The sequence below is a fragment of the Pseudorhodoferax sp. Leaf265 genome, from assembly GCF_001422365.1.
In the GTDB taxonomy this organism is placed as follows: Bacteria; Pseudomonadota; Gammaproteobacteria; order Burkholderiales; family Burkholderiaceae_C; genus Pseudorhodoferax.
Genome location: NZ_LMMT01000039.1, coordinates 140,991 through 164,781 on the forward strand (window position 1 = coordinate 140,991; position 23,791 = coordinate 164,781).

19 protein-coding genes are annotated in these 23,791 nt (G+C 67.8%); 16 read left to right on the forward strand and 3 right to left on the reverse strand.

Going from position 1 to position 23,791, the window contains the following annotated elements; all coding sequences use genetic code 11:
- The first annotated feature begins 1 nt into the window (after position 1).
- A complete protein-coding gene (locus tag ASF45_RS29555) occupies positions 2–646 on the forward strand; it encodes a sulfite oxidase heme-binding subunit YedZ (protein ID WP_369802189.1) in 645 nt (214 codons plus the stop codon).
- On the opposite strand, the gene lysA is transcribed toward ASF45_RS29555, so the two are convergent.
- Together lysA and ASF45_RS29565 are read right to left on the reverse strand one after the other, a co-directional pair.
- Entirely contained in the window at positions 585–1,874 is a 1,290-nt protein-coding gene (lysA, locus tag ASF45_RS29560; protein ID WP_056672185.1) for a diaminopimelate decarboxylase, read from the reverse strand. The two genes, ASF45_RS29555 and lysA, sit on opposite strands and share 62 nt — an antisense overlap.
- Positions 1,875–1,991: 117 nt before the next feature.
- Complete coding sequence (locus tag ASF45_RS29565; RefSeq protein ID WP_156473239.1) at positions 1,992–2,213, reverse strand: hypothetical protein; 222 nt, start codon at positions 2,211–2,213, stop codon at positions 1,992–1,994.
- A 19-nt stretch (positions 2,214–2,232) separates the two neighbouring features.
- Here ASF45_RS29565 and cyaY point away from each other — a divergent pair, with 19 nt between their 5' ends.
- Positions 2,233–2,559: an iron donor protein CyaY gene (gene cyaY / locus ASF45_RS29570; RefSeq protein ID WP_056672192.1), complete on the forward strand. Its 327-nt coding sequence runs from the start codon at positions 2,233–2,235 to the stop codon at positions 2,557–2,559.
- Here the strand turns inward: cyaY and ASF45_RS29575 are convergent.
- Positions 2,556–4,952: a penicillin-binding protein 1A gene (locus tag ASF45_RS29575; RefSeq protein ID WP_056672195.1), complete on the reverse strand. Its 2,397-nt coding sequence runs from the start codon at positions 4,950–4,952 to the stop codon at positions 2,556–2,558. The genes cyaY and ASF45_RS29575 overlap by 4 nt on opposite strands.
- Positions 4,953–5,233: 281 nt before the next feature.
- Between ASF45_RS29575 and ASF45_RS29580 the strand changes: the two genes are divergently transcribed.
- From ASF45_RS29580 to ASF45_RS29645, 14 genes are all read left to right on the forward strand, one after another.
- Entirely contained in the window at positions 5,234–6,292 is a 1,059-nt protein-coding gene (locus ASF45_RS29580) for a pilus assembly protein PilM (RefSeq protein ID WP_369802190.1), read from the forward strand.
- Between the two features lie 73 nt (positions 6,293–6,365).
- Positions 6,366–6,986, forward strand: coding sequence for a PilN domain-containing protein (locus tag ASF45_RS29585; RefSeq protein WP_056672201.1), 621 nt, complete (start codon positions 6,366–6,368; stop codon positions 6,984–6,986).
- Between the two features lie 13 nt (positions 6,987–6,999).
- Positions 7,000–7,674: a type 4a pilus biogenesis protein PilO gene (locus tag ASF45_RS29590; RefSeq protein ID WP_056672204.1), complete on the forward strand. Its 675-nt coding sequence runs from the start codon at positions 7,000–7,002 to the stop codon at positions 7,672–7,674.
- Positions 7,671–8,225 carry a pilus assembly protein PilP gene (locus ASF45_RS29595; protein WP_056672207.1) on the forward strand — a complete coding sequence of 185 codons (555 nt, stop codon included), beginning with the start codon at positions 7,671–7,673 and terminating at the stop codon, positions 8,223–8,225. The genes ASF45_RS29590 and ASF45_RS29595 overlap by 4 nt, the downstream gene beginning before the upstream one ends.
- Positions 8,222–10,336 (forward strand): type IV pilus secretin PilQ, encoded by a 2,115-nt coding sequence (gene pilQ / locus ASF45_RS29600; RefSeq protein WP_056672210.1) that lies wholly within the window; start codon positions 8,222–8,224, stop codon positions 10,334–10,336. The genes ASF45_RS29595 and pilQ overlap by 4 nt, the downstream gene beginning before the upstream one ends.
- Before the next feature lie 46 nt (positions 10,337–10,382).
- Positions 10,383–12,332 (forward strand): Ig-like domain-containing protein, encoded by a 1,950-nt coding sequence (locus tag ASF45_RS29605; protein WP_156473240.1) that lies wholly within the window; start codon positions 10,383–10,385, stop codon positions 12,330–12,332.
- 9 nt (positions 12,333–12,341) lie between these two features.
- Positions 12,342–12,854, forward strand: a complete 513-nt coding sequence (locus ASF45_RS29610; protein ID WP_056672214.1) for a shikimate kinase — start codon at positions 12,342–12,344, stop codon at positions 12,852–12,854.
- A 27-nt stretch (positions 12,855–12,881) separates the two neighbouring features.
- Positions 12,882–14,000: a 3-dehydroquinate synthase gene (aroB, locus tag ASF45_RS29615; RefSeq protein ID WP_056672216.1), complete on the forward strand. Its 1,119-nt coding sequence runs from the start codon at positions 12,882–12,884 to the stop codon at positions 13,998–14,000.
- A 3-nt stretch (positions 14,001–14,003) separates the two neighbouring features.
- Positions 14,004–15,170: a deoxyguanosinetriphosphate triphosphohydrolase gene (locus tag ASF45_RS29620; protein ID WP_056672219.1), complete on the forward strand. Its 1,167-nt coding sequence runs from the start codon at positions 14,004–14,006 to the stop codon at positions 15,168–15,170.
- An 8-nt stretch (positions 15,171–15,178) separates the two neighbouring features.
- The gene (locus ASF45_RS29625; RefSeq protein ID WP_235581077.1) at positions 15,179–15,739 is read left to right on the forward strand and encodes a DUF1415 domain-containing protein; all 561 of its coding nucleotides are present in this window, start codon (positions 15,179–15,181) and stop codon (positions 15,737–15,739) included.
- Complete coding sequence (locus tag ASF45_RS29630; RefSeq protein WP_056672222.1) at positions 15,736–16,602, forward strand: SAM-dependent methyltransferase; 867 nt, start codon at positions 15,736–15,738, stop codon at positions 16,600–16,602. Before ASF45_RS29625 ends, ASF45_RS29630 begins: the two co-directional genes overlap by 4 nt.
- 6 nt (positions 16,603–16,608) lie before the next feature.
- A complete protein-coding gene (locus ASF45_RS29635; protein ID WP_056672224.1) occupies positions 16,609–17,298 on the forward strand; it encodes a transposase in 690 nt (229 codons plus the stop codon).
- Positions 17,299–17,486: 188 nt separating this feature from the next.
- Positions 17,487–22,226 carry a glutamate synthase-related protein gene (locus ASF45_RS29640; protein ID WP_056672227.1) on the forward strand — a complete coding sequence of 1,580 codons (4,740 nt, stop codon included), beginning with the start codon at positions 17,487–17,489 and terminating at the stop codon, positions 22,224–22,226.
- A 29-nt stretch (positions 22,227–22,255) separates the two neighbouring features.
- Positions 22,256–23,722, forward strand: coding sequence for a glutamate synthase subunit beta (locus ASF45_RS29645; RefSeq protein WP_056672229.1), 1,467 nt, complete (start codon positions 22,256–22,258; stop codon positions 23,720–23,722).
- The last annotated feature ends 69 nt before the right edge of the window (positions 23,723–23,791 follow it).

Here is a 23,791-nt window from a genome sequence, read left to right on the forward strand (position 1 = left end):
CGTGAAGCTGCTGCTGCACCCGGTCGCCAAGCCCGTGGTGTTCGCGCTGTGCCTGCTGCCGTTCGCCTGGCTGACCTGGGGTGCGTTTGCCAACACGCTGGGCGCCAACCCGGCCGAGCATCTGATCCGCGCCACCGGCGACTGGACGCTGCGCTTCCTGTGCATCGTGCTGGCCGTCACGCCTTTGCGCCAGCTCGCCGGCTGGCCCGCCCTGGCCCGCTTCCGGCGCATGCTGGGCGTCTTCTGCTGGTTCTACGGCGCTGTGCACCTGCTCTGCTACGCCTGGTTCGACATGGGCTTCGACGTGCCCGACATCGCGGCCGACATCGCCAAGCGGCCGTTCATCCTGGTCGGCTTTCTGGGCCTTGTGCTGCTGAGCCTGCTGGCCGCGACCTCGTTCAACCGCGCGATCAAGGCGCTGGGCGCAAAGCGCTGGCAGGCGCTGCACCGTGCGGTCTATGCCGTCGCGGGCCTGGCCTTGCTGCACTTCTTCTGGATGCGCGCGGGCAAGAACGACTTCGGCGAAGTCGCCATCTACGCGGCGATCCTCGGCGTGCTGCTGGCCTGGCGGCTGTGGCGCCGTTTCAGCCCGGCAGCAGCGACTCGCCGCGCATCTGCGCCTGCACGTCCTCGCGCGCGCGGATGAGGTGGGCGGCCTGGCCGTCGACCAGCACCTCGGCCGCCCGGCCACGCGTGTTGTAGTTGCTGGACATGCTCATGCAGTAGGCGCCGGCCGAGAGCACGGCCAGCTGGTCGCCGGGCTGTACGGCCAGCCTGCGGTCGCGGCCCAGCCAGTCGCCGCTTTCGCAGACCGGGCCGACCACGTCGTAGACGGTCGGCGCATCGGCGCGCGGCGCCAGCGGCACGATCTGGTGGAAGGCCTGGTACATGGCCGGACGCGGCAGGTCGTTCATGGCCGCGTCGACGATGCAGAAGTTCTTCTGCGTGCCGGGCTTCAGGTACAGCACCTCGGTCAGGCACAGGCCGGCGTTGCCGACCAGCGAGCGGCCGGGCTCGATCATGAGCAGCCGGTCGCTGTAGCCGCGCGCGTCGAGCTTGGCCAGCAACTGCTGCCACAGGCCATCGGCCGCCGGCGGCGCGTCGTCGCCGGGCGCGCCATAGACGATGCCCAGGCCGCCGCCGAAGTCGATGTGCTCGATCCGGATGCCGGCCGCTTCGATCGCGTCGACGAGGTCGAGCACACGGTCCATCGCATCCAGGTAGGGCGAGGCATCGGTGATCTGCGAGCCGATGTGGCAGTCGATGCCGACCACCTGCAGGCCCGCCAGGCTGGCCGCATGGCGGTACAGCGCCAGCGCCTCGTCGTGCGCCACGCCGAATTTGTTGCCCTTGAGGCCGGTGGAGATGTAGGGATGGGTCTTGGCGTCCACGTCGGGATTCACGCGGATGCTCACGCGCGCGCGGCTGCCATGCGCGCGTGCCACCTCGTCGAGCACGTCGAGTTCGGCCGCGCTCTCCACGTTGAAGCAGGCAATGCCGTGGTCCAGCGCCTGGCGCATCTCGGCGCGGGTCTTGCCCACGCCCGAGAAGATCACCTTGGCCGGGTCGCCGCCCGCGGCCAGCACGCGCTGGAGCTCGCCGCCCGAGACGATGTCGAAGCCGCAGCCCGCGCGCGCGAACAGCTGCAGCACGGCCAGCGTGGAGTTGGCCTTCATCGCATAGCAGATTTGCGCGCGCCGGCCTGCGAAGCCGCGCTGGTAGGCGGCCAGCGCATCCAGCATCGCGGCCTTGGAGTAGACGAACAGCGGCGTGCCGTGCGTGGCCGCGAGGTCGGCCAGGCGCACGCCTTCGACGTGGAGCGCACCGTCGTGCTGGTGGACGTGGGGATGGCCGGGCAGGGGCGTGGTGGTCATGGGGCGGGCAGCGAAAAGAGGAAGATGTTATGCAGGCCCAGCCGGCCATGCCATGTGCAAAGCAAGGCCTGGAGCGGCCAGCGCTTTCAATTCAACGGCGCTGGCAATGCCCGGCCTTCACTTGCTCGGCAACGGCAAGGGCTGGGTCGCTGGCGTCAGCGAAGGCAGCTCCTGGGCCTCGGGCGCCGGCGTGGCCGAAGCCGGCATCGAGGGGCGCAAGGCCTGGCCCAGCGAGGCGCGGTTGCGCGCAGCGGCGTCCTTGGCGTAGTAGAGATCGCCCTTCTGGCCGCATGCTGCAGCCAGCAGCGCCAGCAAGGCCGCACCTAGAATCTTTGGCATAGAAGACATCCGCAAAATTATGACCGACCCCGAATTCATGGACCGTGCCGAGCAGCTTCTGGCGGCCGTGGAAGCCAGCTGCGACCGCATCAACGACGAGAGCGATGCCGACCTGGACAACCAGCGCGTGGGCGGCATGGTCACGCTGGCCTTCCCCAATGGCAGCCAGATCGTCGTGAACCTGCAAAAGCCGCTGCACGAGGTGTGGCTGGCGGCCCAGTCCGGCGGCTACCACTACCGCTTCGCCGACGGCCAGTGGCGCGACACCAAGGGCGGCGCCGAGTTCTTTGCCCAGCTGTCGCGCGATGCGAGCGCCCAGGCAGGGCAGGCCCTCGTGTTCTCCTAGTTGCGGAACAGGTCGAGGATGCGGTTGCGCTCCTCGGCCGGCGGTGGCGCGGCCACCGTGCCGCCGTTGCCATTGCTGTTCGGCAGCGGCGTGTCCAGGCCCAGGCTGCTGACGCCGGCGTTGTGGGCGTATTCCTCGTAGAACCACTCGCCGCCGCTGTTGACCACGCCGGGCGGCGGCGTCAGCGCCACGACCGGCACGCCCTTGAGCGCCGTCTCCATGAAGTTGATCCACACCGGCAGCGACAGGCCGCCGCCGGTCTCGCGCGAACCCAGGTTGCGCGGCTGGTCGTAGCCGATCCAGGTGACGGCGGCCAGCGTCGGCTGGTAGCCGGCGAACCAGGCGTCGATGGCGTCGTTGGTGGTGCCGGTCTTGCCGTACACGTCGGGGCGCTTGAGCGTGGCCTGCGCGCGTGCGGCCGTGCCGCGCAGCGTGACCTCGTTCAGCAGGCTGTTCATCACGAAGGCGTTGCGTGCCGGGATGGTGCGCATCGATTCGTCCAGCACCGGCGGCTGCGTTTCCACCAGGATGCGGCCCTTGTGGTCGGTCACCCGGGCGATCAGCCAGGGGTTGACGCGGTAGCCGCCGTTGGCGAACACCGAGTAGGCCGCCACCATCTGCATGGGTGTGACCGAACCGGCCCCCAGCGCCATGGTCAGGTAGGCCGGGTGGCGCTCGGCCTCGAAGCCGAAATGCGTTACCCATTCCTGTGCATTCTTGGCGCCGACGGCCTGCAGCACGCGGATGGAGATCATGTTCTTGGACTTGGCCAGGCCCGTGCGCAGCGTCATCGGGCCATCGAACTTGCCGTCGTAGTTCTTGGGCTCCCAGGGTTGGCCGCCGGTGAAGCCGGCATCGAAGAACAGCGGGGCGTCGTTGACCACGGTGGCCGGCGTGAAGCCTTTCTCCAGCGCGGCCGAGTAGATGAAGGGCTTGAAGCTGGAGCCCGGCTGGCGCCAGGCTTGGGTGGCGTGGTTGAACTTGTTCTTCTGAAAGTCGAAGCCGCCCACCAGCGCGCGCACGGCACCGCTGCGCGGGTCCATCGCCACGAAAGCGCCCTCGACCTCGGGCAGCTGCGTGATCTCCCAGGTGTTCTTGGGCGTCTTGACCGCACGGATCACGGCACCGCGGCGGATCTTGATGTTGGGCGGCGCGGCGGCGGCCAGGCCCGACTGCGCGGGCTTCAGGCCGTCGCCCGTGATCTCGACCTCGTCGCCGTTGCCACGCACCGCCAGGATGCGCTTGGACGTGGCCTCCAGCACCACGGCCGACAGCACGTCGCCGTTGTCGGGGTGGCCCAGCAGCACGTCGTCGATGGCATCTTCCAGTTCCGTGCCGCCGGCCGGCAGCGTCACGAACTTCTCGGGGCCGCGGTAGATCTGGCGGCGCTCGAAATCCATGATGCCGCGGCGCAGCGCGTTGTACGCCGCGACCTGCTCGCTGGCGCTGAGCGTGGTGTAGACGTTCAGGCCGCGCGTGTAGGTCGCGTCGCCGTATTGCGCGTACATCAGTTGGCGCACGGTCTCGGCGACGAACTCGCCGTGCACGCGCGTGCCCTCGTTGCCCGGGCGGATGCGCAGTTCCTCATTCTTTGCCTGCTGGGCCTGCGCGGCCGTGATGAAGCCGTTCTCCAGCATGCGGTCGATGATGTAGAGCTGGCGCACGCGCGCGCGGTTCGGATTGCTGATCGGGTTGTAGGCCGAAGGGGCCTTGGGCAGGCCGGCCAGCATGGCGGCCTGGGCCACCGTGATGTCCTTGAGCGGGCGGCCGAAGTAGGTTTCCGAGGCGGCGGCGAAACCATAGGCCCGGTTGCCCAGGAAGATCTGGTTCATGTAGATCTCCAGGATCTTGTCCTTGGAGAGCAGGTGCTCCAGCTTGAAGGTCAGCAGGATCTCGTAGATCTTGCGCGTGTAGGTTTTCTCGGAGGAGAGGTAGACGTTGCGCGCCACCTGCATGGTGATGGTGGAGGCGCCCTGGCTCTTCAGGTTGCCCAGGTTCGCCAGCGCGGCACGGGCCACGCCCTTGTAGTCCACGCCGCCGTGCTCGTAGAAGCGCGCGTCCTCGATGGCCAGCACCGCGTCCTTCATGACCTGGGGGATCTCGGCGATCGGCATGAGATTGCGGCGCTCCTCGCCGAACTCGCCCAGCAGCAGGTTGTCGGCTGAGTACACGCGCAAGGGCAGCTTGGGGCGGTAGTCCGCCAGGTCGGAGATGTCCGGCAGGTTCGGGTAGGCCACGGCCAGGGCGATGGCCACCATCAGGGCCACGGCCGCGACGCCCGCTGCCGCGATGCCCACCAGCCAGACCAGCACGCGGCCAACCCAGCCCCACGGGCTGCGCGGGGTGGAGGGGGCGGCCTTGGAAGCGTCGCCGGGGGAAGACTTTGAAGGCATAGGGACTCGCGGGGTGGCGCCGGCCGGGGCCGGACGCGGGCTGTCATTTTGCCTTGCGGCCCGTGGACTGCGGCATGGCCACCCATGGGCCGCGCCCTGCGGCTGTTACAAATCCGCGCACCTTGCAGCCCGCAGACGTCGGCTTTTGACAACGTCGCATGCGCAACAGCGTACACAAGCGGTTCCCGCTCCAAACTGTTGCTGATAGCATCCATAAAGCTTGTCAGCATTTGTAGCTATTCTGAGCAATTCAGGGGCCTTGATTGATCTCTTTGGGGACGATGTTCAGCCGTAGACCGGCCCCACTGCTGGGGATCGACATCAGCACGTCCAGCATCAAGCTGGTGGAACTGGACCATGACCCCGCCGGGCGCCTGGTGCTGACGCGCTGCGCCATCGAGCCGCTGGAGAGTGGCTGGATCACGGACGGCAACATCGAGAAGTTCGACGAGGTGGCGCAGGCCCTGCGCCGGCTCGTCAAGCGCAGCGGCACGCGCACCAGGAACGTGGCCATGGCCCTGCCACCCTCGGCGGTCATCACCAAGAAGATCGCACTGCCCGGCGGACTGACCGAGCAGGAGATGGAGTTCCAGGTCGAATCCGAGGCGAACCAGTACATCCCGTTCTCGCTCGACGAGGTGAGCCTCGATTTCTGCGTGGTCGGGCCGAGCGCCGGTGGCTCCGGCGACGTGGAGGTGCTGATCGCCGCCTCGCGCAAGGAGAAGGTGCAGGACCGCCAGGGCCTGGCCGAGGCAGCCGGCCTGAATCCGGTGGTGCTGGACATCGAGTCCTTCGCCTCGCGGCTGGCCGTCGGCCGGCTGGTGGCGCAACTGCCGAACGAAGGCGCGGGCCAGATCGTGGCCTTGTTCGAGATCGGCGCGATGACCACCAGCATGCAGGTGCTGCGCGATGGCGAGGTGCTGTACGACCGCGACCAGGCCTTCGGCGGTGCGCAGCTGACCCAGCTGATCGTGCGCCAGTACGGCTTCTCGGCCGAGGAGGCCGAACAGAAGAAGCGCAGCGGCGAGCTGCCGCCGGACTATTCCAGCAGCGTGCTGGCCCCGTTCGTCGAGGGGCTGTCCCAGGAAATCGGCCGGGCGCTGCAGTTCTTCTTCACGAGCACGCCGCACAACAAGGTCGACCACGTGATGCTGGCCGGCGGCTCGGCGCCGCTGGCGGGGCTGACGGAGGCGGTCACGCTGCACTCCTCGTTTCCGTGCAGCTTGGCCAATCCCTTCGACGGCATGGAGATGGGCAAGGATGTGCGCACGGCGCGCATGGGCCGCGAGGCGCCCGCCTACCTGACCTCCTGCGGGCTGGCGCTGCGGAGGTTTCCATGAGCACCGCGCCGGGCCGCCCCAAGCAAGCGCGCTCCCGCTTGGCGGGACAGGCCGCAGGCCGAAGGGTGTCCCTATGACGACGGTCCGCATCAACCTGCTGCCGCACCGCGAGGCGGCGCGCAAGGCCCGCAAGGAAGCCTTCCAGGTCATGCTGGGCGTGTCGGCCCTGGTCGGCCTGGCGGTGGCCGGCGCGATCTACCTGTGGTTCCAGGCGCGCATCGAGACCCAGCGGGAGCGCAACCAGTTCCTGCAGTCGCAGATCCAGGTGCTGGACGTGCAGATCAAGGAAATCGCCACGATCGAGCAGGAGATCACGGCGCTGACAGCGCGCCAGAAGGCGGTGGAAGACCTGCAGGCCGACCGCAACCTGCCCGTGCACCTGCTCAACGAGCTCGTCAAGCAGCTGCCCGACGGCGTCTACATCACCAGCCTCAAGCAGGACGACCAGGCCGTCACGCTGCAGGGCGTGGCCCAGTCCAACGAGCGCATCTCCGAACTGCTGCGCAACCTGGCCGACAACACGCCCTGGCTGTCCAGGCCGGACCTGGCCGAGATCGTCGCCGGCAACGTGGCCCTGGGCCCGCGCGACAACCGACGCGTGGCCAATTTCAACCTGCGTGTGCGCCTGGTGCGGGCCAGCGAGGTGGCGGCGGCTGCCAAGGCGGCTTCGGCGCCTGCCGCTGCGAAACCCTGAAGAAGCGAGCGCCATGGCGACCCAACCCAAGAAGGCCCGCTCCATCGATGTCGCTGCGCTGCAGGCTCAGATCGCCGGGCAGTTCCGCAACCTGCATCCATCCGATCCCTCGCAGTGGCCGCCCCTGCCGCGCGTGCTGCTGCTGGCCTTCGTGGCGGTCGCCGTGCTGGCCGTGGCCTGGTTCGCCTACCTGAGCAGCTTCGAAGACGACCTGATCGTCGAGCAGAACAAGGAAACGGAGCTGCGCCAGGCCTACGAGACGCGCTTGGTCAAGGCCGTCAACCTGGACGCGCTCAAGAAGCAGCGCGAGCAGATCCAGCAGTACGTGACGCAGCTGGAGCGCCAGCTGCCCAGCAAGGCCGAGATGGCGGCGCTGCTGTCCGACGTGAACCAGGCCGGCCTGGGCCGCAGCCTGCAGTTCGACCTGTTCCGTCCGGGCCAGGTGGTGGTGCGCCCGTACTACGCCGAACTGCCGATCGCCCTGCGCGTGACGGGCCGCTTCCACGACATCGGCGCCTTCGCGGCCGACGTGGCCAACCTTTCGCGCATCGTGACCCTGAACAACATCGCCATCGTGCCCGCCCGCGACGGCGCGCTGACCATGGATGCCACGGCGCGCACCTTCCGCTACCTGGACGCCGACGAGATCGCCGCCCAGAAGATCCCGGCCAAGGGAGGCGGCAAGTGAGCCGGCTGCTGCGCCCGGCCGGGCTGGGGGCTTGGGTGGTCGCTGTGCTGCTGCTGGGCGCCTGCACGGGCAACGGCCAGGATGAACTGCAGCAATGGATGGCGGAGCGGCGCAGCCAGGTGCGCGCCAAGGTGACGCCGTTGTCTGCCCCCAAGCAGTTCGTGCCGCAGGCCTACACGCAGGAAGCGTCCGTGGACCCGTTCAGCCAGCAGCGGCTGGCTTCGGTGCTGCGGCAGGACGCGGCGCCGAGCGCCAGCAACACTGGCCTGATCGGCCCCGAGCTGGCGCGCCGCAAGGAGCCGCTGGAGGCCTATCCGCTGGACGCGATGACCCTGGTCGGCAACCTGCGCCGCGCCGGCGCCCCGGTGGCGCTGGTCCGCGTGGACAACCTGCTGTACCAGGTGCGGGTGGGCGAGCACCTGGGCCAGAACTACGGAAAAGTCATCAAGATCGACGAAGCGGAGGTGCTCCTGCGCGAGATCGTGCAGGACGGCAGCGGCGAGTGGATCGAGCGCGCGGCGAGTCTGCAGCTGCAGGAGAAAGTCAAATGAACAAGCACAACCACCGTCCCGGCAGCATCCTCGCGCGGGGCATGGCAGCGTTCGGGCTGGCGCTGGCCTGCTGCGGCGCCTGGGCCGTGCCGGCGATCCAGTCGGTCACCGGCGCGGTGCAGAACGGCTCGGAGATCGTGCGCATCGACCTCAGCGAAGCCCCGGCCGCCCTGCCAGCCGGCGTGGCCATCCAGTCGCCGGCGCGTATCGCGCTGGACTTCGCGGGCGTGGTGAGCACCATGCCGCGCACGCCCATCGACATCAACCAGGGCAACCTGCGCTCGGCCAGCGTGCTCAGCGTGGGCGACCGCTCGCGCGTGGTGCTCAACCTCAAGCAGGCCACCTCGTACAAGGCCTTGCTGCAGGGCAATACGGTGCTGATCGTGCTCGACCCCGTGGCGTCCGCGTTACCGACCAGCCCGGCGCCCGTGTTCCCGGATGCCGGCGCGCAGGGCCGCGCGGCGCTGCGCGACCTCGATTTCCGGCGTGGTGCCGACAACACCGGCCGCGTGCTCGTGGGCCTGGGCAGCAGCCAGGTCGGCGTGGACGTGCGCCAGCAAGGCCAGAGCCTGGTCGTGGAGTTCCTCAATTCCTCTCTGCCCGAGGGCCTGCGCCGTCGGTTGGACGTGGGCGACTTCGGCACGCCGGTGCAGACCATCTCGACCTTCCAGGTCGGCGACCGGGTGCGCATGGTCATCGAGCCGCGCGGTAACTGGGAACACAGCGCCTACCAGAGCGAAGGCCAGTTCGTCGTCGAGGTGCGGCCGCAGCGCGTCGACCCGAACCGCTTGAGCCAGGGGCCGGGCTTCAGCGGCGAGAAGCTGTCGCTGAACTTCCAGAACATCGAGGTCCGCGCGCTGCTGCAGGTGATCGCCGACTTCACCAACTTCAACGTCGTCACCTCCGACTCGGTGACCGGCGCGGTCACGCTGCGGCTCAAGGACGTGCCCTGGGACCAGGCGCTGCAGATCATCATGGACGCCAAGGGCCTGGGCATGGAGAAGAGTGGCAGCGTGCTGTGGATCGCGCCCAAGGACGAGATCGATGCGCGCAAGAAGAAGGACCTGGAGTCCGCCGCGGCGCTGGAGAACCTGGAGCCGCTGCGCACCCAGTCGTTCCAGATGAACTATGCGCGGGCGACCGACATCGCCGCGCAGATCACCAACGCGGGCGGTGGCGGCACCGGTTCCACGGGCAACAGCCGCTTTTTGAGCAGCCGCGGCACGGCGATCCCCGAGCCGCGCACCAACCAGCTGTTCGTGACCGACGTCGCGAGCCGGCTGGAGGCCGTCAACGAGTTGATCAAGAAGCTCGACGTGGCCGTGCGCCAGGTGCTGATCGAGGCGCGCATCGTCGAGGCTTCCGACACCTTCGGCAAGTCGCTCGGCGTGCGCCTGGGGGGCGGCAACGGCAACGGCTACAGCATCGGCGGGGGCAACCGCATCGTGGCCGGCACCAGCTACAGCAATGCCACGGCCGCGGCAAACGGCAATGCCATCAACACCAGCAGCAACTTCGTCAACCTGCCGGCCACGGCCCAGGGCGCCGCGACGGAGGCGGCCAGCTTTGCGGTGTCGATCTTCAAGGAGGGGGTCGGCCGCTTCCTCACGCTGGAGCTGTCGGCCATGGAAGCCGATGGCAAGGGCAAGGTGGTGTCCAGCCCGCGCGTGGTGACGGCCGACCAGACCAAGGCCTTGATCGAGCAGGGCACGGAACTGCCCTACCAGGTCGCCACCTCCAGCGGCGCAACCTCGATCGCGTTCCGCAAGGCCAACCTCAAGCTGGAGGTGACGCCGCAGATCACGCCCGAGGGCAACATCATCCTGGACCTGGACGTGAACAAGGACAGCGTGGGCCAGAGCACCTCGGCCGGCTTCGCCATCAACACCAAGCACATCAAGACCCAGGTGCTGGTGGAGAACGGCGGCACGGTGGTGATCGGCGGCATCTTCGAGCTGACCGAGAACGACGACGTGACCAAGGTGCCGCTGCTGGGCGACATCCCGATCGCCGGCAACCTGTTCAAAAGCCGCACGCGCACGTCGAACAAGACGGAGATGCTGGTGTTCATCACGCCGAAGATGATCGCGGACCGGATGGCAGGGCGCTGAAGCGCCAGGCTGCGGCACAGACACAGAATCACAAGAGGGAAGAGCTATGCGTTGGATGCGATACCTGGCGGCGGTGGCCGTGGCTGGATTGGTGGCGGCTTGCGGGGGTGGGGGGGGCTCCACCAGCAGCACCGGTGGCAGCAACGGCGGTGGCACGGCGACGCCGACGATGACCGTGGCTGTCATCAACAGCGGTGGTGCCGTCGTGACCAGCGTCAGCGTGGGTGGCGCTGCCATGGCCCGAGCCACTTTGCGGGATGCGTCCGGTGCTGCGATTGCCGGCCGCCTTGTCAACTTCACTGTCTCCGACGAAGCCATTGCGGCGCTATCGCCGGCAACGGCTCTGACAGACGCTTCCGGTGTTGCCCAGGTGAGTGTCGAACCTGCCTCGCTGTCCGCGCGAGGCGCGGCTTCGGTGACGGCCAGCGCAACCGTCGGCGAGACCGCAGTGACCGCCAGCACCGATTTCTCGGTCTCCGCATCCAGCTTGGCGTTGTCGGCACTGTCGATCAGCCCGACTGCGCTGGCGTCGGGTGGGAACGCCACCGTGTCCACGACCGCGAGCATCGCTGGTGTTGCGGCCGGCTCGACGCCGGTCAATGTTGCGTTCTCTGCATCCTGCGGTCGCATCGATGGGCAGGACACCGGCTCTGGCGGCTTCAGCAAGACGACCAATGGCAGCGGTGTCGCCTCGGTGACCTATTCCGCTGTCGACGGTGCGGGGCAGCCTTGCAGCGGAACGGTGACTGTGACTGCGTCCAGTGCGGGTGCCTCGGCGCAGACGGGAACGCTGACCGTGGCGGCGCCCGTAGCCAACACGGTGACGTTCGTCGATGCCACGCCGCAGCAGATCTTTGTTGCCGGAAGTGGTGCGGCCGAGCAGTCCGTGCTGCGGTTCCGCGTGTTGTCGTCCGTTGGCACGTCACTGGCCAGCGTGCCTGTGCGATTGAGCATCGAAACCAACCCTGGTGGCGTCGGACTCGACGCTTCGGGTTCCCCGGCGGCTGTCACAAAGACCAGCGATGCCGATGGCTACGTGTCCGTTTCTGCGTTCTCGGGAACCATTCCTGGCGCCGTCAAGGTGCGGGCCGCGCTGGTCAGCAGTCCGACGGTGTTTGCTGAGTCGCAGTTTCTGACGGTTGCTTCGGGCCCTCCTTCGCAGCGCTTCATGAGCCTGTCGGCTGGTCAGTTCGCTTTGGAAGGCTGGGCGGTAGATGGGACGTCGACGACGTTGACCGTCCGCTTGGCTGATCGCCAAGGCAATGCGGTGGAAGATGGCACGGTCATCAATTTCACGGCGGAAGGTGGTCAGGTCGCCCGCAGCTGCGCGACCACGCGCACCGCCAACATCTCGTCCTGCTCCGTGACCTTCGTGACGCAGAATCCGCGCCCTGCCGGTGGGCGTGCTTCGGTGCTGGCCTACACCGAGGGCACGAAGGACTATGTGGATGTGAATGGCAACAACATCTTCGACGCGGGCGACACCCTCGTTCAGATCGGTGATGCCTACCGCGACGACAACGAGAGCAATGTTTTCGATGCAGGAGAGTTCGTGGTACCGCGTGGTGCCAGCGGAGCTTGTACTGGCGCTGGTGGTGCGTTCCCGTCGAAATCCAATACTTGTGACGGCGGCTTGGCCACCACGGTTCGTCAGCAAGCGGTCCTGCTGTTCGCGTCGACGACGCCTGCGATTTCCTCTGTTTCTGCAACGCGCAGCCGCCTCAGCTTCAAGCTCCATAGCTCGGATAATCTGTTGCTGCCAATGCCTGCGGGTACCCGGGTCACGGCAACGACTTCACCGACGACTTGCTTGATAGACAATATTGCAGGGGCTCCGCTTGCGGATGCCCGTCCGACGCCTGGAAGACCGTTGGAGGATTTGGCGACGACGGTGGCGCTGTCCTTGAGTGGCTGTGCTGCCGGTAACGCCGTGACGATCACGGTCACCGCTCCTTCGGGTCTGGCCACGACGTTCCCTGCTGTGACATTGCCTTGAGGTTTCTGTTTGAACATCGCGCTAGTCGGCCTGCCCGGATCGGGCAAGTCGACCGTCGGCCGCCAACTGGCGCGCCGGCTCCAACTCCCCTTCATTGACGCTGACCAGTGGGTCGAGCGCCAACTCGGCTGCTCGATCCGCGAGTACTTCGAGCGGGAGGGCGAGGTCGGCTTCCGTGACTTCGAGCAGCAGGCGCTGGCCGACATCGCGGCCGCCGGTCCGGCCGTGATCGCCACCGGTGGCGGTGCCGTGCTGCGGCCTGCCAACCGCAGTTGCCTGCGCGAACGCGCCCGTGTGTTCTACCTGTTCGCGACGCCGGAGGAGGTCTACCGGCGTCTGCGCCACGACCAGGTGCGGCCGCTGCTGCAGGTGGCGGATCCGCAAGCTCGCCTGCGCGAACTCTTCGCGCAGCGCGACCCGCTGTACCGCGAGACCGCGCACGAGGTCATCACGATCGGCCGGCCGTCGACGGCGGCCCTGGTCAACACCATCGCCGAGATCGTGCAGCGCCAGGCCGGCTGAGGGCCGCGGCTTACACTTGGCGCCCTCATGGACGCCACCCTTTCCGCTCCCCCCACGGCCCAGGTGCAGATCGCGCTGGGCGAGCGCAGCTACCCGATCGCCATCGGCGCGGGCCTGTTCGACCAGCCTGAAACCTATGCCGCCGTGCCCAAGGCTGCGGCGGCGCTGATCGTCACCAACACCACGCTGGCGCCGCTCTATGCGCAGCGCCTGCAGCAGGCGCTGGCCGGCCGCTTCCGTGACGTGCACACCGTGGTGCTGCCCGACGGCGAGGCCTACAAGACCTGGGAGACGCTGAACCTGATCTTCGACGCGCTGCTGTCCCGCGGCTGCGACCGCAAGACCGTGCTGTTCGCGCTGGGCGGCGGCGTGGTGGGCGACATCACGGGCTTCGCGGCCGCCAGCTACATGCGCGGCGTGCCCTTCGTGCAGGTGCCGACCACGCTGCTGGCCCAGGTGGATTCCTCGGTGGGCGGCAAGACCGCCATCAACCATCCGCTCGGCAAGAACATGGTGGGCGCCTTCTACCAGCCGCAGCTGGTGGTCTGCGACCTCGACGTGCTCAAGACGCTGCCGCCGCGCGAGCTCAGCGCGGGCCTGGCCGAGATCATCAAGTACGGCCCGATCGCCGATGAGGCCTTCCTCGACTGGATCGAGGCGAATGTCGACGCCCTGCGCGCCGGCGACCCGGCCGCGTTGGCGCATGCCGTGCGGCGCAGCTGCGAGATCAAGGCCGACGTGGTCGGCCAGGACGAGCGCGAAGGCGGCCTGCGCGCCATCCTGAACTTCGGCCACACCTTCGGCCACGCGATCGAGGCCGGCATGGGCTATGGCGCCTGGCTGCACGGGGAGGGCGTGGGCTGCGGCATGGTCATGGCCGCGCGGCTGTCGCAGCGCCTGGGCCTGCTCGACGCAGCGCAGGTGGAGCGGCTCACGCGCCTGATCCAGCGCGCCGGCCTGCCCACGGTCGGCCCCATCCTCGACGCGGCGGACAACGCAGGCCGCTACCTGGCGCTCATGCGCGTGGACAAGAAGGCCGAAGCTGGCGAGATCAAGTTCGTGCTGATAGCCGGCATCGGCCGCGCCATGGTGCGTGGCGCGCCCGACGCACTGGTGCGCGAGGTCATCAACGCCTCCTGTGCCTGAGCCATGCAGGGCGTGCTGGCTCCCTACGCCTGCGATCCGGCCGCAAGCCGGGGCCGCCGGCATGCCGAGGCGCCGGCGCCCACGCGCACCGAGTACCAGCGCGACCGCGACCGCATCGTGCATTCCACCGCCTTCCGGCGCCTGGTCTACAAGACCCAGGTGTTCCTGAACCACGAGGGCGACCTGTTCCGCACGCGGCTCACGCACTCGCTGGAGGTGGCGCAACTGGGCCGCTCGATTGCGCGCTCGCTGCGACTCAACGAAGACCTGGTCGAGGCCATCGCGCTCGCGCACGACCTGGGCCACACGCCCTTCGGCCACGCCGGGCAGGACGCGCTGAACGCATGCATGGCCCAGTGGGGTGGCTTCGAGCACAACCTGCAGAGCCTGCGCGAGGTCGACGCGCTGGAGGAGCGCTACCCGCGCTATGACGGGCTGAACCTGTCGTTCGAGACACGCGAGGGCATCCTCAAGCACTGCTCACGCGCCAATGCCGAGCGGCTGGAGGCGGAGTGCCCGGGTGACGTGGGCCGGCGCTTCCTGGAGCGCACCCAGCCCAGCCTGGAGGCGCAGCTGTGCAACCTGGCCGACGAGATCGCCTACAACGCGCACGACATCGACGACGGCGTGCGCTCGGGCCTCCTGGTCATGGGGCAACTCGAAGAGGTGCCGCTGTTCGACGACCACCGCCGTGCCACGCTGCGCGAACATCCAGAGCTGGCCGGCCGCCGGCTGCTGTACGAGAGCATCCGCCGCATGCTGAGCGCCCAGGTCTACGACGTGATCGACGCGAGCAGCGCGGCGCTGGCGCGTGCGCAGCCCGGCAGTGCCGATGCGGCGCGCCGCTGCGTGCCGCTGATCGGCTTTGGCGAGGCCATGCGCGATGCGTCACAGCAACTCAAGCGCTTCCTGATGCGCAACCTGTACCGGCATGCGCAGGTGGTCGAAGTCACGGGCCGGGCGAAGGCCGTGGTGCAGGAGCTGTTCGCGGCCTACCAGCAGGCGCCGGCCGAGATGGCGGGCGGCTTCGCCGAGCGCGCGGCCACGCGCTTCGCGGCCGTGGGCATGGCCGGCCAGGCCCGCGTCGTGGCCGACTACATCGCCGGCATGACCGACCGCTTCGCCGCGCGCGAGCATGAGCGGCTGACCGGCCGGCGCCTGCTCGGATGAGTGCCGCCATGCCTTCTGAAGACCTGGTCCGCGCCGACACGCAGCGCTGGCTGGAACGCGCCGTGATCGGCCTGAACCTGTGCCCCTTCGCCAAGGGCGTCGTGGCCAAGGGGCAGCTGCATGTGGCCGTCAGCGACGCGCGTGACGACGATGCCGTGGAGGCCGTGCTGCGCGACGAGATCCAGGCGCTGCTCGCGCTGGACGCCGAGGTTCGCGACACCACGCTGCTGGTGCTGCCGCAGGCGCTGCCCGACTTCCTGGATTTCAACGACTTCCTGGACCGCGCCGACGCCGTGCTCGACGCACTCGACGCCGTCGGCGAGCTCCAGATCGCCAGCTTCCACCCCGACTACCAGTTCGCCGGCACCGCCGCCGACGACGTGACCAACTGCAGCAACCGCGCGCCGTACCCCATGCTGCACCTGCTGCGCGAGGACAGCGTGGAGCGCGCAGTCGAGGCCTTCCCCGACGCTTCCGACATCTTCGAGCGCAACATGGCCACGCTGGAGAAACTCGGCGCCGAGGGCTGGGCAGCGCTCGGCGTCGGCGCCACCAAGGAATCCCCATGAAACGCCAAGCCAAGGGTCCGGTCGATCCGGCCGCGGCCCTGGCCGACGAGTTGCGGCCCGGCCAGTCCATCGAGCTGCTCAAGGAGCTGCACATCCTCACGCGCGAGGGCCGGCTGAACCAGGACTCGCGCCGCAAGCTCAAGCAGGTCTACCACCTCGTGCAGTTCATCGAGCGTGAGATGCGCGAAGGTTTCGCGCCCGACGCGGCTGTCACGCTGGCCGACCACGGCGCGGGCAAGTCTTACCTGGGCTTCATGCTCTACGACCTGGTGTTCGCGCAGCGGCCCGGCCATGTCTATGGCGTCGAGACGCGCGCCGAACTCGTCGACAAGTCGCGCGTCCTGGCCGAGCGGCTGGGTTTCGGCCGCATGTCCTTCCTGAACCTCAGCGTGGCCGAGGCGGGCGAATCGAAGCAGCTGCCCCCGCGCATCGACATCGTCACGGCCCTGCACGCCTGCGACACCGCCACCGACGACGCCATCCGCTTCGGCCTGCAGAAGGAGGCCGCCAGCATGGTGCTGGTGCCCTGCTGCCAGGCCGAGGTGGCGGCCAGCCTGCGCCAGCACAAGGCGCTGGCGCTGGCGCGCACGCCGCTGGCCGAACTCTGGCGCCATCCGCTGCACACGCGCGAGATCGGCAGCCAGCTGACCAATGTGCTGCGCTGCCTGTACCTGGAGGCCTGCGGCTACCAGGTCACGGTGACCGAACTGGTCGGCTGGGAGCACAGCCTCAAGAACGAACTCATCGTGGCGCGCAAAGCCGGTCGCGGCAAGCGCAGTGCGGCCGAGCGGCTGGGCCAGCTGCTCGACGAATTCGGCCTGCAAGCGCTGCGCGAGACCCGCTTCGACCTGCTGCCGGCTTGAAGAGACATGGCACGCCTGCCCCGCCTGTCCCTGGCCGGCCAGGTGCACCACGTGCTGCAACGCGGCAACAACCGCCAGCCCATCTTCACGACCGGCGAGGAACATGCGGCCATGCTGCAGCTGCTGGCGCAGGAGTGCCGCCGTGCGGGCGTGGCGCTGCACGCCTACGTGCTGATGCCCAACCACTTCCACCTGCTGCTCACGCCGCCGCAGGAGGGCGCGCTCTCGCACGTCTTGCAGGCCGTGGGACGCACCTATGTGCGCCGCTTCAACCTGGCCCATGGCCGCAGCGGCACGCTGTGGGAGGGGCGCTACCGTTCCACAGTCCTGCAACCCGAGCTGTACCTGCTGCCATGCATGGCCTACTTCGACCTGAACCCCGTGCGCGCCTCTCTGGTGCAGGCGGCCAAGGACTACCCCTGGTCCAGCCATGGCCATTACGCGGGACTGCGCAACGATGGCTGGCTCACACCGCCGCCCACTTACTGGGCGCTGGACAACACGCCGTTCGCGCGCGAAGCCGCATACGCCAGCATGGTGCATGAAGGCGTCACATCGGCGCAGCAGGATGCACTGACACGCTCCGTTCTGGGCGGCTGGGCACTGGGCGACGAGGGGTTTGTCGCGCGCCTGCAGCAGTCCGCGCCGCGCCGGCTCACGCGCAGCCAGCCAGGCCGCCCGCGCAAGACCTCCTGAGCATCGGCATCGCCGTGTACACAAGGGTGGCGATTGGCCTGAATTTAATGTGTCCCTAAATATTTTCTGAGGAAAAAACTCGGGATTTAAAAAGGATCTGACCCCGTTTATTCTGCTTGGCATCCTTGTTGCAACGCACTATGCTCCGCTTCCCCCGCGATTGAGTAGAAACCCGAAGGAGTGCGTCGATGACCACGGATGCAGAAATCCAACACCTGGCCCAGCACGGCCTGTATTCCGCCGCACACGAACACGATGCCTGCGGCCTGGGCTTCGTGGCCCACATCAAGGGCGAGAAGCGGCACGACATCGTGACCCAGGCGCTCAAGATCCTGGAGAACATCGACCACCGCGGCGCCGTGGGCGCCGACAAGCTCATGGGCGACGGTGCCGGCATCTTGATCCAGATCCCGGACCTGCTCTACCGCGAAGAGATGGCCAAGCAGGGCATGACGCTGCCGCCGGCCGGCGAGTACGGCGTGGGTGTGATCTTCCTGCCCAAGGAGCATGCCTCGCGCATGGCCTGCGAGCAGGAGATCGAGCGTGCCATCAAGGCCGAAGGCCAGGTGCTGCTGGGCTGGCGCGATGTGCCGGTGAACAAGGACATGCCGATGTCCCCGGCCGTGCGCAAGACCGAGCCCATCCTGCGCCAGGTCTTCATCGGCCGTGGCGCCGACGTCATCGTGCAGGACGCGCTGGAGCGCAAGCTGTACGTCATCCGCAAGACCGCCAGCGCCAACATCCAGAACCTGGAACTCAAGCACTCCAAGGAGTACTACGTTCCCTCCATGTCCAGCCGCACGGTGGTCTACAAGGGCCTGCTGCTGGCCGACCAGGTGGGTGTGTACTACGTCGACCTGGCCGACGAGCGCTGCGTCTCGGCCATCGGCCTGGTGCATCAGCGCTTCTCCACCAACACCTTCCCCAAATGGCCGCTGGCCCACCCGTACCGCTATGTCGCCCACAACGGCGAGATCAATACGGTGCGCGGCAACTACAACTGGATGCTGGCGCGCGAGGGCGTGATGTCCTCGCCCGTGCTGGCGGCCGACCTGGCCAAGCTGTACCCGATCAGCTTCGCCGGCCAGTCCGACACGGCCACCTTCGACAACTGCCTGGAACTCATGACCATGGCGGGCTACCCGATCGCCCAGGCCGTCATGATGATGATCCCCGAGCCCTGGGAACAGCACGAGAAGATGGACGAACGCCGCCGCGCGTTCTACGAGTACCACGCCGCCATGATGGAGCCCTGGGACGGCCCGGCCTCCATCGTGTTCACCGACGGCCGCCAGATCGGCGCCACGCTGGACCGCAACGGCCTGCGCCCCTCGCGCTACATCATGACCGACGACGACATGGTCATCATGGCGTCCGAGTCCGGCGTGCTGCCGATCCCCGAGCACAAGATCATCAAGAAGTGGCGCCTGCAGCCGGGCAAGATGTTCCTGATCGACCTGGAGCAGGGCCGCATGATCGAAGATGAGGAGCTCAAGTCGCTCGTCGTCAACACCAAGCCCTACAAGCAGTGGATCGAGAACCTGCGCATCAAGCTGGACGACCTGTCGGAGACCTCCGGCAACCCGGCCGACAGCGCCGTCTCGCTGCTCGACCGCCAGCAGGCTTTCGGCTACACGCAGGAAGACATCAAGTTCCTGATGAGCCCGATGGCCCAGGCCGGCGAGGAGGGCATCGGTTCCATGGGCAACGACAGCCCGCTGGCCGTGTTGTCGAGCAAGAACAAGCTGCTCTACAACTACTTCCGCCAGATGTTCGCGCAGGTCACGAACCCGCCGATCGACCCGATCCGCGAGGCCATCGTGATGTCGCTGAACAGCTTCATCGGCCCCAAGCCCAACCTGCTGGACATCAACCAGGTCAATCCGCCGATGCGGCTGGAGGTGAGCCAGCCCATCCTGGACTTCGCCGACATGGCCAAGCTGCGCGACATCGAGCGCATCACCCAGGGTAAGTTCCGCTCGGCCACGCTGGACATCACCTACCCGGCCGACTGGGGGCGTGAGGGCGTGGAAGCCAAGCTGGCCTCGCTGTGCGCCGAAGCCGTCGACGCGATCAAGGGCGGCGCCAACATCCTGATCGTGTCCGACCGTGCCGTGAGCGCCACCCAGGTCGCGATCCCCGCCCTGCTGGCCTCCAGCGCGATCCACCAGCACCTGGTGCGCGAGGGCCTGCGCACCACGGCAGGCCTGGTCGTGGAGACCGGCAGCGCGCGTGAAGTCCACCACTTCGGCGTGCTGGCCGGCTACGGCGCCGAGGCCATCCACCCCTATCTGGCGATGGAAACGCTGGCGGCCATGCATGCCGACCTGCCGGGCGCGCTGTCGGCCGAGAAGGCCATCTACAACTACGTCAAGGCGATCGGCAAGGGCCTGTCCAAGATCATGTCCAAGATGGGCGTGTCGACCTACATGTCCTACTGCGGCGCGCAGCTGTTCGAGGTCATCGGCCTGAACAGCAGCACGGTGGACAAGTACTTCACGGGCACCGCCAGCCGCGTGGAGGGCATCGGCGTGTTCGAGATCGCCGAGGAAGCGCTGCGCATGCACGCCGCCGCCTTCGGCGACGACCCGGTGCTGGCCGGCATGCTGGACGCCGGCGGCGAGTACGCCTGGCGCACGCGTGGCGAAGAGCACATGTGGTCGCCCGACGCGATCGCCAAGCTGCAGCACAGCACGCGCGCCAACAACTGGAACACCTACAAGGAATACGCCCAGATCATCAACGACCAGAGCCGTCGCCACATGACGCTGCGCGGCCTGTTCGAGTTCAAGATCGACCCGTCCAAGGCGATCCCGGTGGACGAGGTGGAAGCTGCCTCCGAGATCGTGAAGCGTTTCGCCACCGGTGCGATGTCGCTGGGCTCCATCTCCACCGAGGCCCATGCCACGCTGGCCGTGGCCATGAACCGCATCGGCGGCAAGAGCAACACGGGCGAGGGCGGTGAAGACCCGGCGCGCTACCGCAACGAGCTCAAGGGCATCCCGATCAAGCAGGGCGACACGCTCAAGAGCATCATCGGCGACAAGGAGGTCGAGGTCGACCTGCCGCTGCGCGACGGTGACTCGCTGCGCTCACGCATCAAGCAGGTGGCCTCGGGCCGCTTCGGCGTGACGGCGGAGTACCTGTCGTCCTCCGACCAGATCCAGATCAAGATGGCCCAGGGCGCCAAGCCCGGCGAGGGCGGCCAGCTGCCCGGTGGCAAGGTCACCGAGTACATCGGCAAGCAGCGCTACGCCGTGCCCGGCGTGGGCCTGATCTCGCCGCCGCCGCACCACGACATCTACTCCATCGAGGACCTGGCCCAGCTGATCCACGACCTCAAGAACGTGGCGCCGCACGCCTCCATCAGCACCAAGCTGGTGTCCGAAGTGGGCGTGGGCACCATCGCCGCGGGCGTGACCAAGTGCAAGAGCGATCACCTGGTGATCGCCGGCCACGACGGCGGCACGGGCGCCTCGCCCTGGTCGTCCATCAAGCATGCCGGCAGCCCCTGGGAAATCGGCCTGGCCGAAACCCAGCAGACCCTGGTGCTGAACCGCCTGCGCGGTCGCGTGCGCGTGCAGGCCGACGGCCAGATGAAGACCGGCCGCGACGTCGCCATCGGCGCGCTGCTGGGCGCCGACGAGTTCGGCTTCGCCACCGCGCCGCTGGTGGTCGAGGGCTGCATCATGATGCGCAAGTGCCACCTGAACACGTGCCCGGTGGGCGTGGCCACGCAGGACCCGGTGCTGCGCAAGAAGTTCTCGGGCAAGCCCGAGCACGTGGTGAACTACTTCTTCTTCGTCGCCGAGGAAGTGCGCCAGATCATGGCCCAGCTGGGCATCCGCAAGTTCGACGAGCTGATCGGCCGCGCCGACCTGCTGGACATGAAGAAGGGCATCGCGCACTGGAAGGCGCGGGGCCTGGACTTCTCGCGCCTGTTCGCCCAGCCCGAGGTGCCGGCCGACGTGGCGCGCTACCACGTCGAGAACCAGGAGCATGGCCTGGAGCACAACCTGGACACGCGCCTGATCGAGAAGGCCAAGGACGCGATCGAGAAGGGCGAGAAGGTGCGCTTCATCGAAGTGGCGCGCAACGTGAACCGCACCGTGGGCGCCAAGCTCTCGGGCGCCGTCACGCGCGTGCACCCCGAGGGCCTGCCGGACGACACCATCCACATCCAGTTCGAGGGCACGGGCGGCCAGTCTTTCGGCGCCTTCCTGGCCAAGGGCATCACGCTGTACCTGATCGGCGAGGCCAACGACTACACCGGCAAGGGCCTGTCGGGCGGCCGCGTGGTGGTGCGCCCCAGCCTGGACTTCCGCGGCGAGGCCGTGCGCAACATCATCGTGGGCAACACCGTGATGTACGGGGCCACCACGGGCGAGGCCTACTTCTGCGGCGTGGCTGGCGAACGCTTTGCCGTGCGCCTGTCGGGGGCCACCGCCGTCGTGGAAGGCACGGGCGACCACGGCTGCGAGTACATGACGGGCGGCACCGTCGCCGTGCTGGGCAAGACCGGCCGCAACTTCGCCGCCGGCATGAGCGGCGGCGTGGCCTATGTCTTCGACGAGGACGGCCAGTTCGCCAGCCGCTGCAACCCCTCCATGGTCACGCTGGAGAAGGTGCTGACGACGGCCGAGCAGACCGCCACCGTCAAGCGCGGCCACTGGCACAACGGCGCGACCGACGAGGCCATCCTGCGCAAGCTGCTGGAAGACCACCACCGCTGGACCGGCAGCAAGCGCGCGCGCGACCTGCTGGACGACTGGGCGACTTCGCGCGGCAAGTTCGTGAAGGTGTTCCCGAACGAGTACAAGCGCGCCCTGGGCGAGATCCACGACCGCAAGGTCGAGCTGGCCAGCAGCGGCAACAACGCGCACGTGGGCTTGGAACCGCACGCCGTGCGCCAGCCGGCTAAGGTCTGAACGCAGCCAGAACAACGAGGTAGAACACGATGGGAAAGATCACCGGCTTCATGGAGCACGAGCGCATCGAGGAGGGCTACAAGCCCGTCGAGGAGCGCCTGAAGCACTACAAGGAATTCGTGGTGGCGCTCACGCCCGAGCAGGCCAAGATCCAGGGCGCGCGCTGCATGGACTGCGGCACGCCGTTCTGCAACAACGGCTGCCCGGTCAACAACATCATTCCGGACTTCAACGACCTGGTGTACCGCCAGGACTGGCAGAACGCGTTCGCGGTGCTGGATTCCACGAACAACTTCCCCGAGTTCACGGGCCGCATCTGCCCCGCGCCCTGCGAGGCCGCCTGCGTGCTGAACGTGAACGACGACGCCATCGGCATCAAGTCGATCGAGCACGCCATCATCGACAAGGCCTGGGAAGAGGGCTGGGTCCAGCCGCGCCCGGCCAAGCACAAGACCGGCAAGAAGGTCGCCGTGGTCGGTTCCGGCCCGGCCGGCCTGGCCGCGGCCCAGCAGCTGGCGCGTGCCGGCCACGACGTGACGCTGTTCGAGAAGAACGACCGCGTCGGCGGCCTGCTGCGTTACGGCATCCCCGACTTCAAGATGGAAAAGTCGCACATCGACCGCCGCGCCGAGCAGTTGCAGGCCGAAGGCGTGACGATCAAGACCAGCACGGTCGTGGGCAACTGGCCCAAGGACTCCAAGGTCACGAACTGGGCCAAGAACACGGTCTCGTCCGAACAGCTGAGCAAGGACTTCGACGCGATCCTGTTGACCGGCGGCTCCGAACAGTCGCGAGACCTGCCCGTGCCGGGCCGCGACCTGGACGGCATCCATTTCGCGATGGAGTTCCTGCCGCAGCAGAACAAGGTCAACGCGGGCGACAAGCTCAAGGGCCAGCTGCGCGCCGACGGCAAGAACGTGATCGTGATCGGCGGTGGCGACACCGGCAGCGACTGCGTGGGCACCAGCAACCGCCATGGCGCGGCCAGCGTGACGCAGTTCGAAGTGATGCCGCAACCGCCCGAGGAAGAGAATCGCCCGCTGACCTGGCCCTACTGGCCGATCAAGCTGCGCACCAGCTCCAGCCACGAGGAAGGCTGCGAGCGCGAGTTCGCGATCTCGACCAAGGAATTCATCGGCGAGAAGGGCAAGGTCACGGGCCTGAAGACCGTGCGCGTGGAGTTCAAGGACGGCAAGCTCGTGGAGATCCCGGGGACCGAGGTGGTCATGAAGGCCGATCTCGTGCTGCTGGCCATGGGCTTCGTGAACCCGGTCGCCTCGGTGCTGGAATCCTTTGGCGTGGACAAGGACGCCCGCGGCAACGCCAAGGCCACGACCGAGTTCGACGGCGGCTATGCCACCAACGTTCCCAAGGTCTTCGCGGCCGGCGACATGCGCCGCGGCCAGAGCCTGGTGGTGTGGGCGATCCGCGAGGGCCGGCAGGCCGCGCGCGCGGTGGACGAGTTCCTGATGGGCTTCTCGGACCTGCCGCGCTGAGCATGGGAGGCCGTTAACCAGTCGTTAATCGGCTTCCTTTATCATCGCCAGCGGCCGGAATCCTTCCGG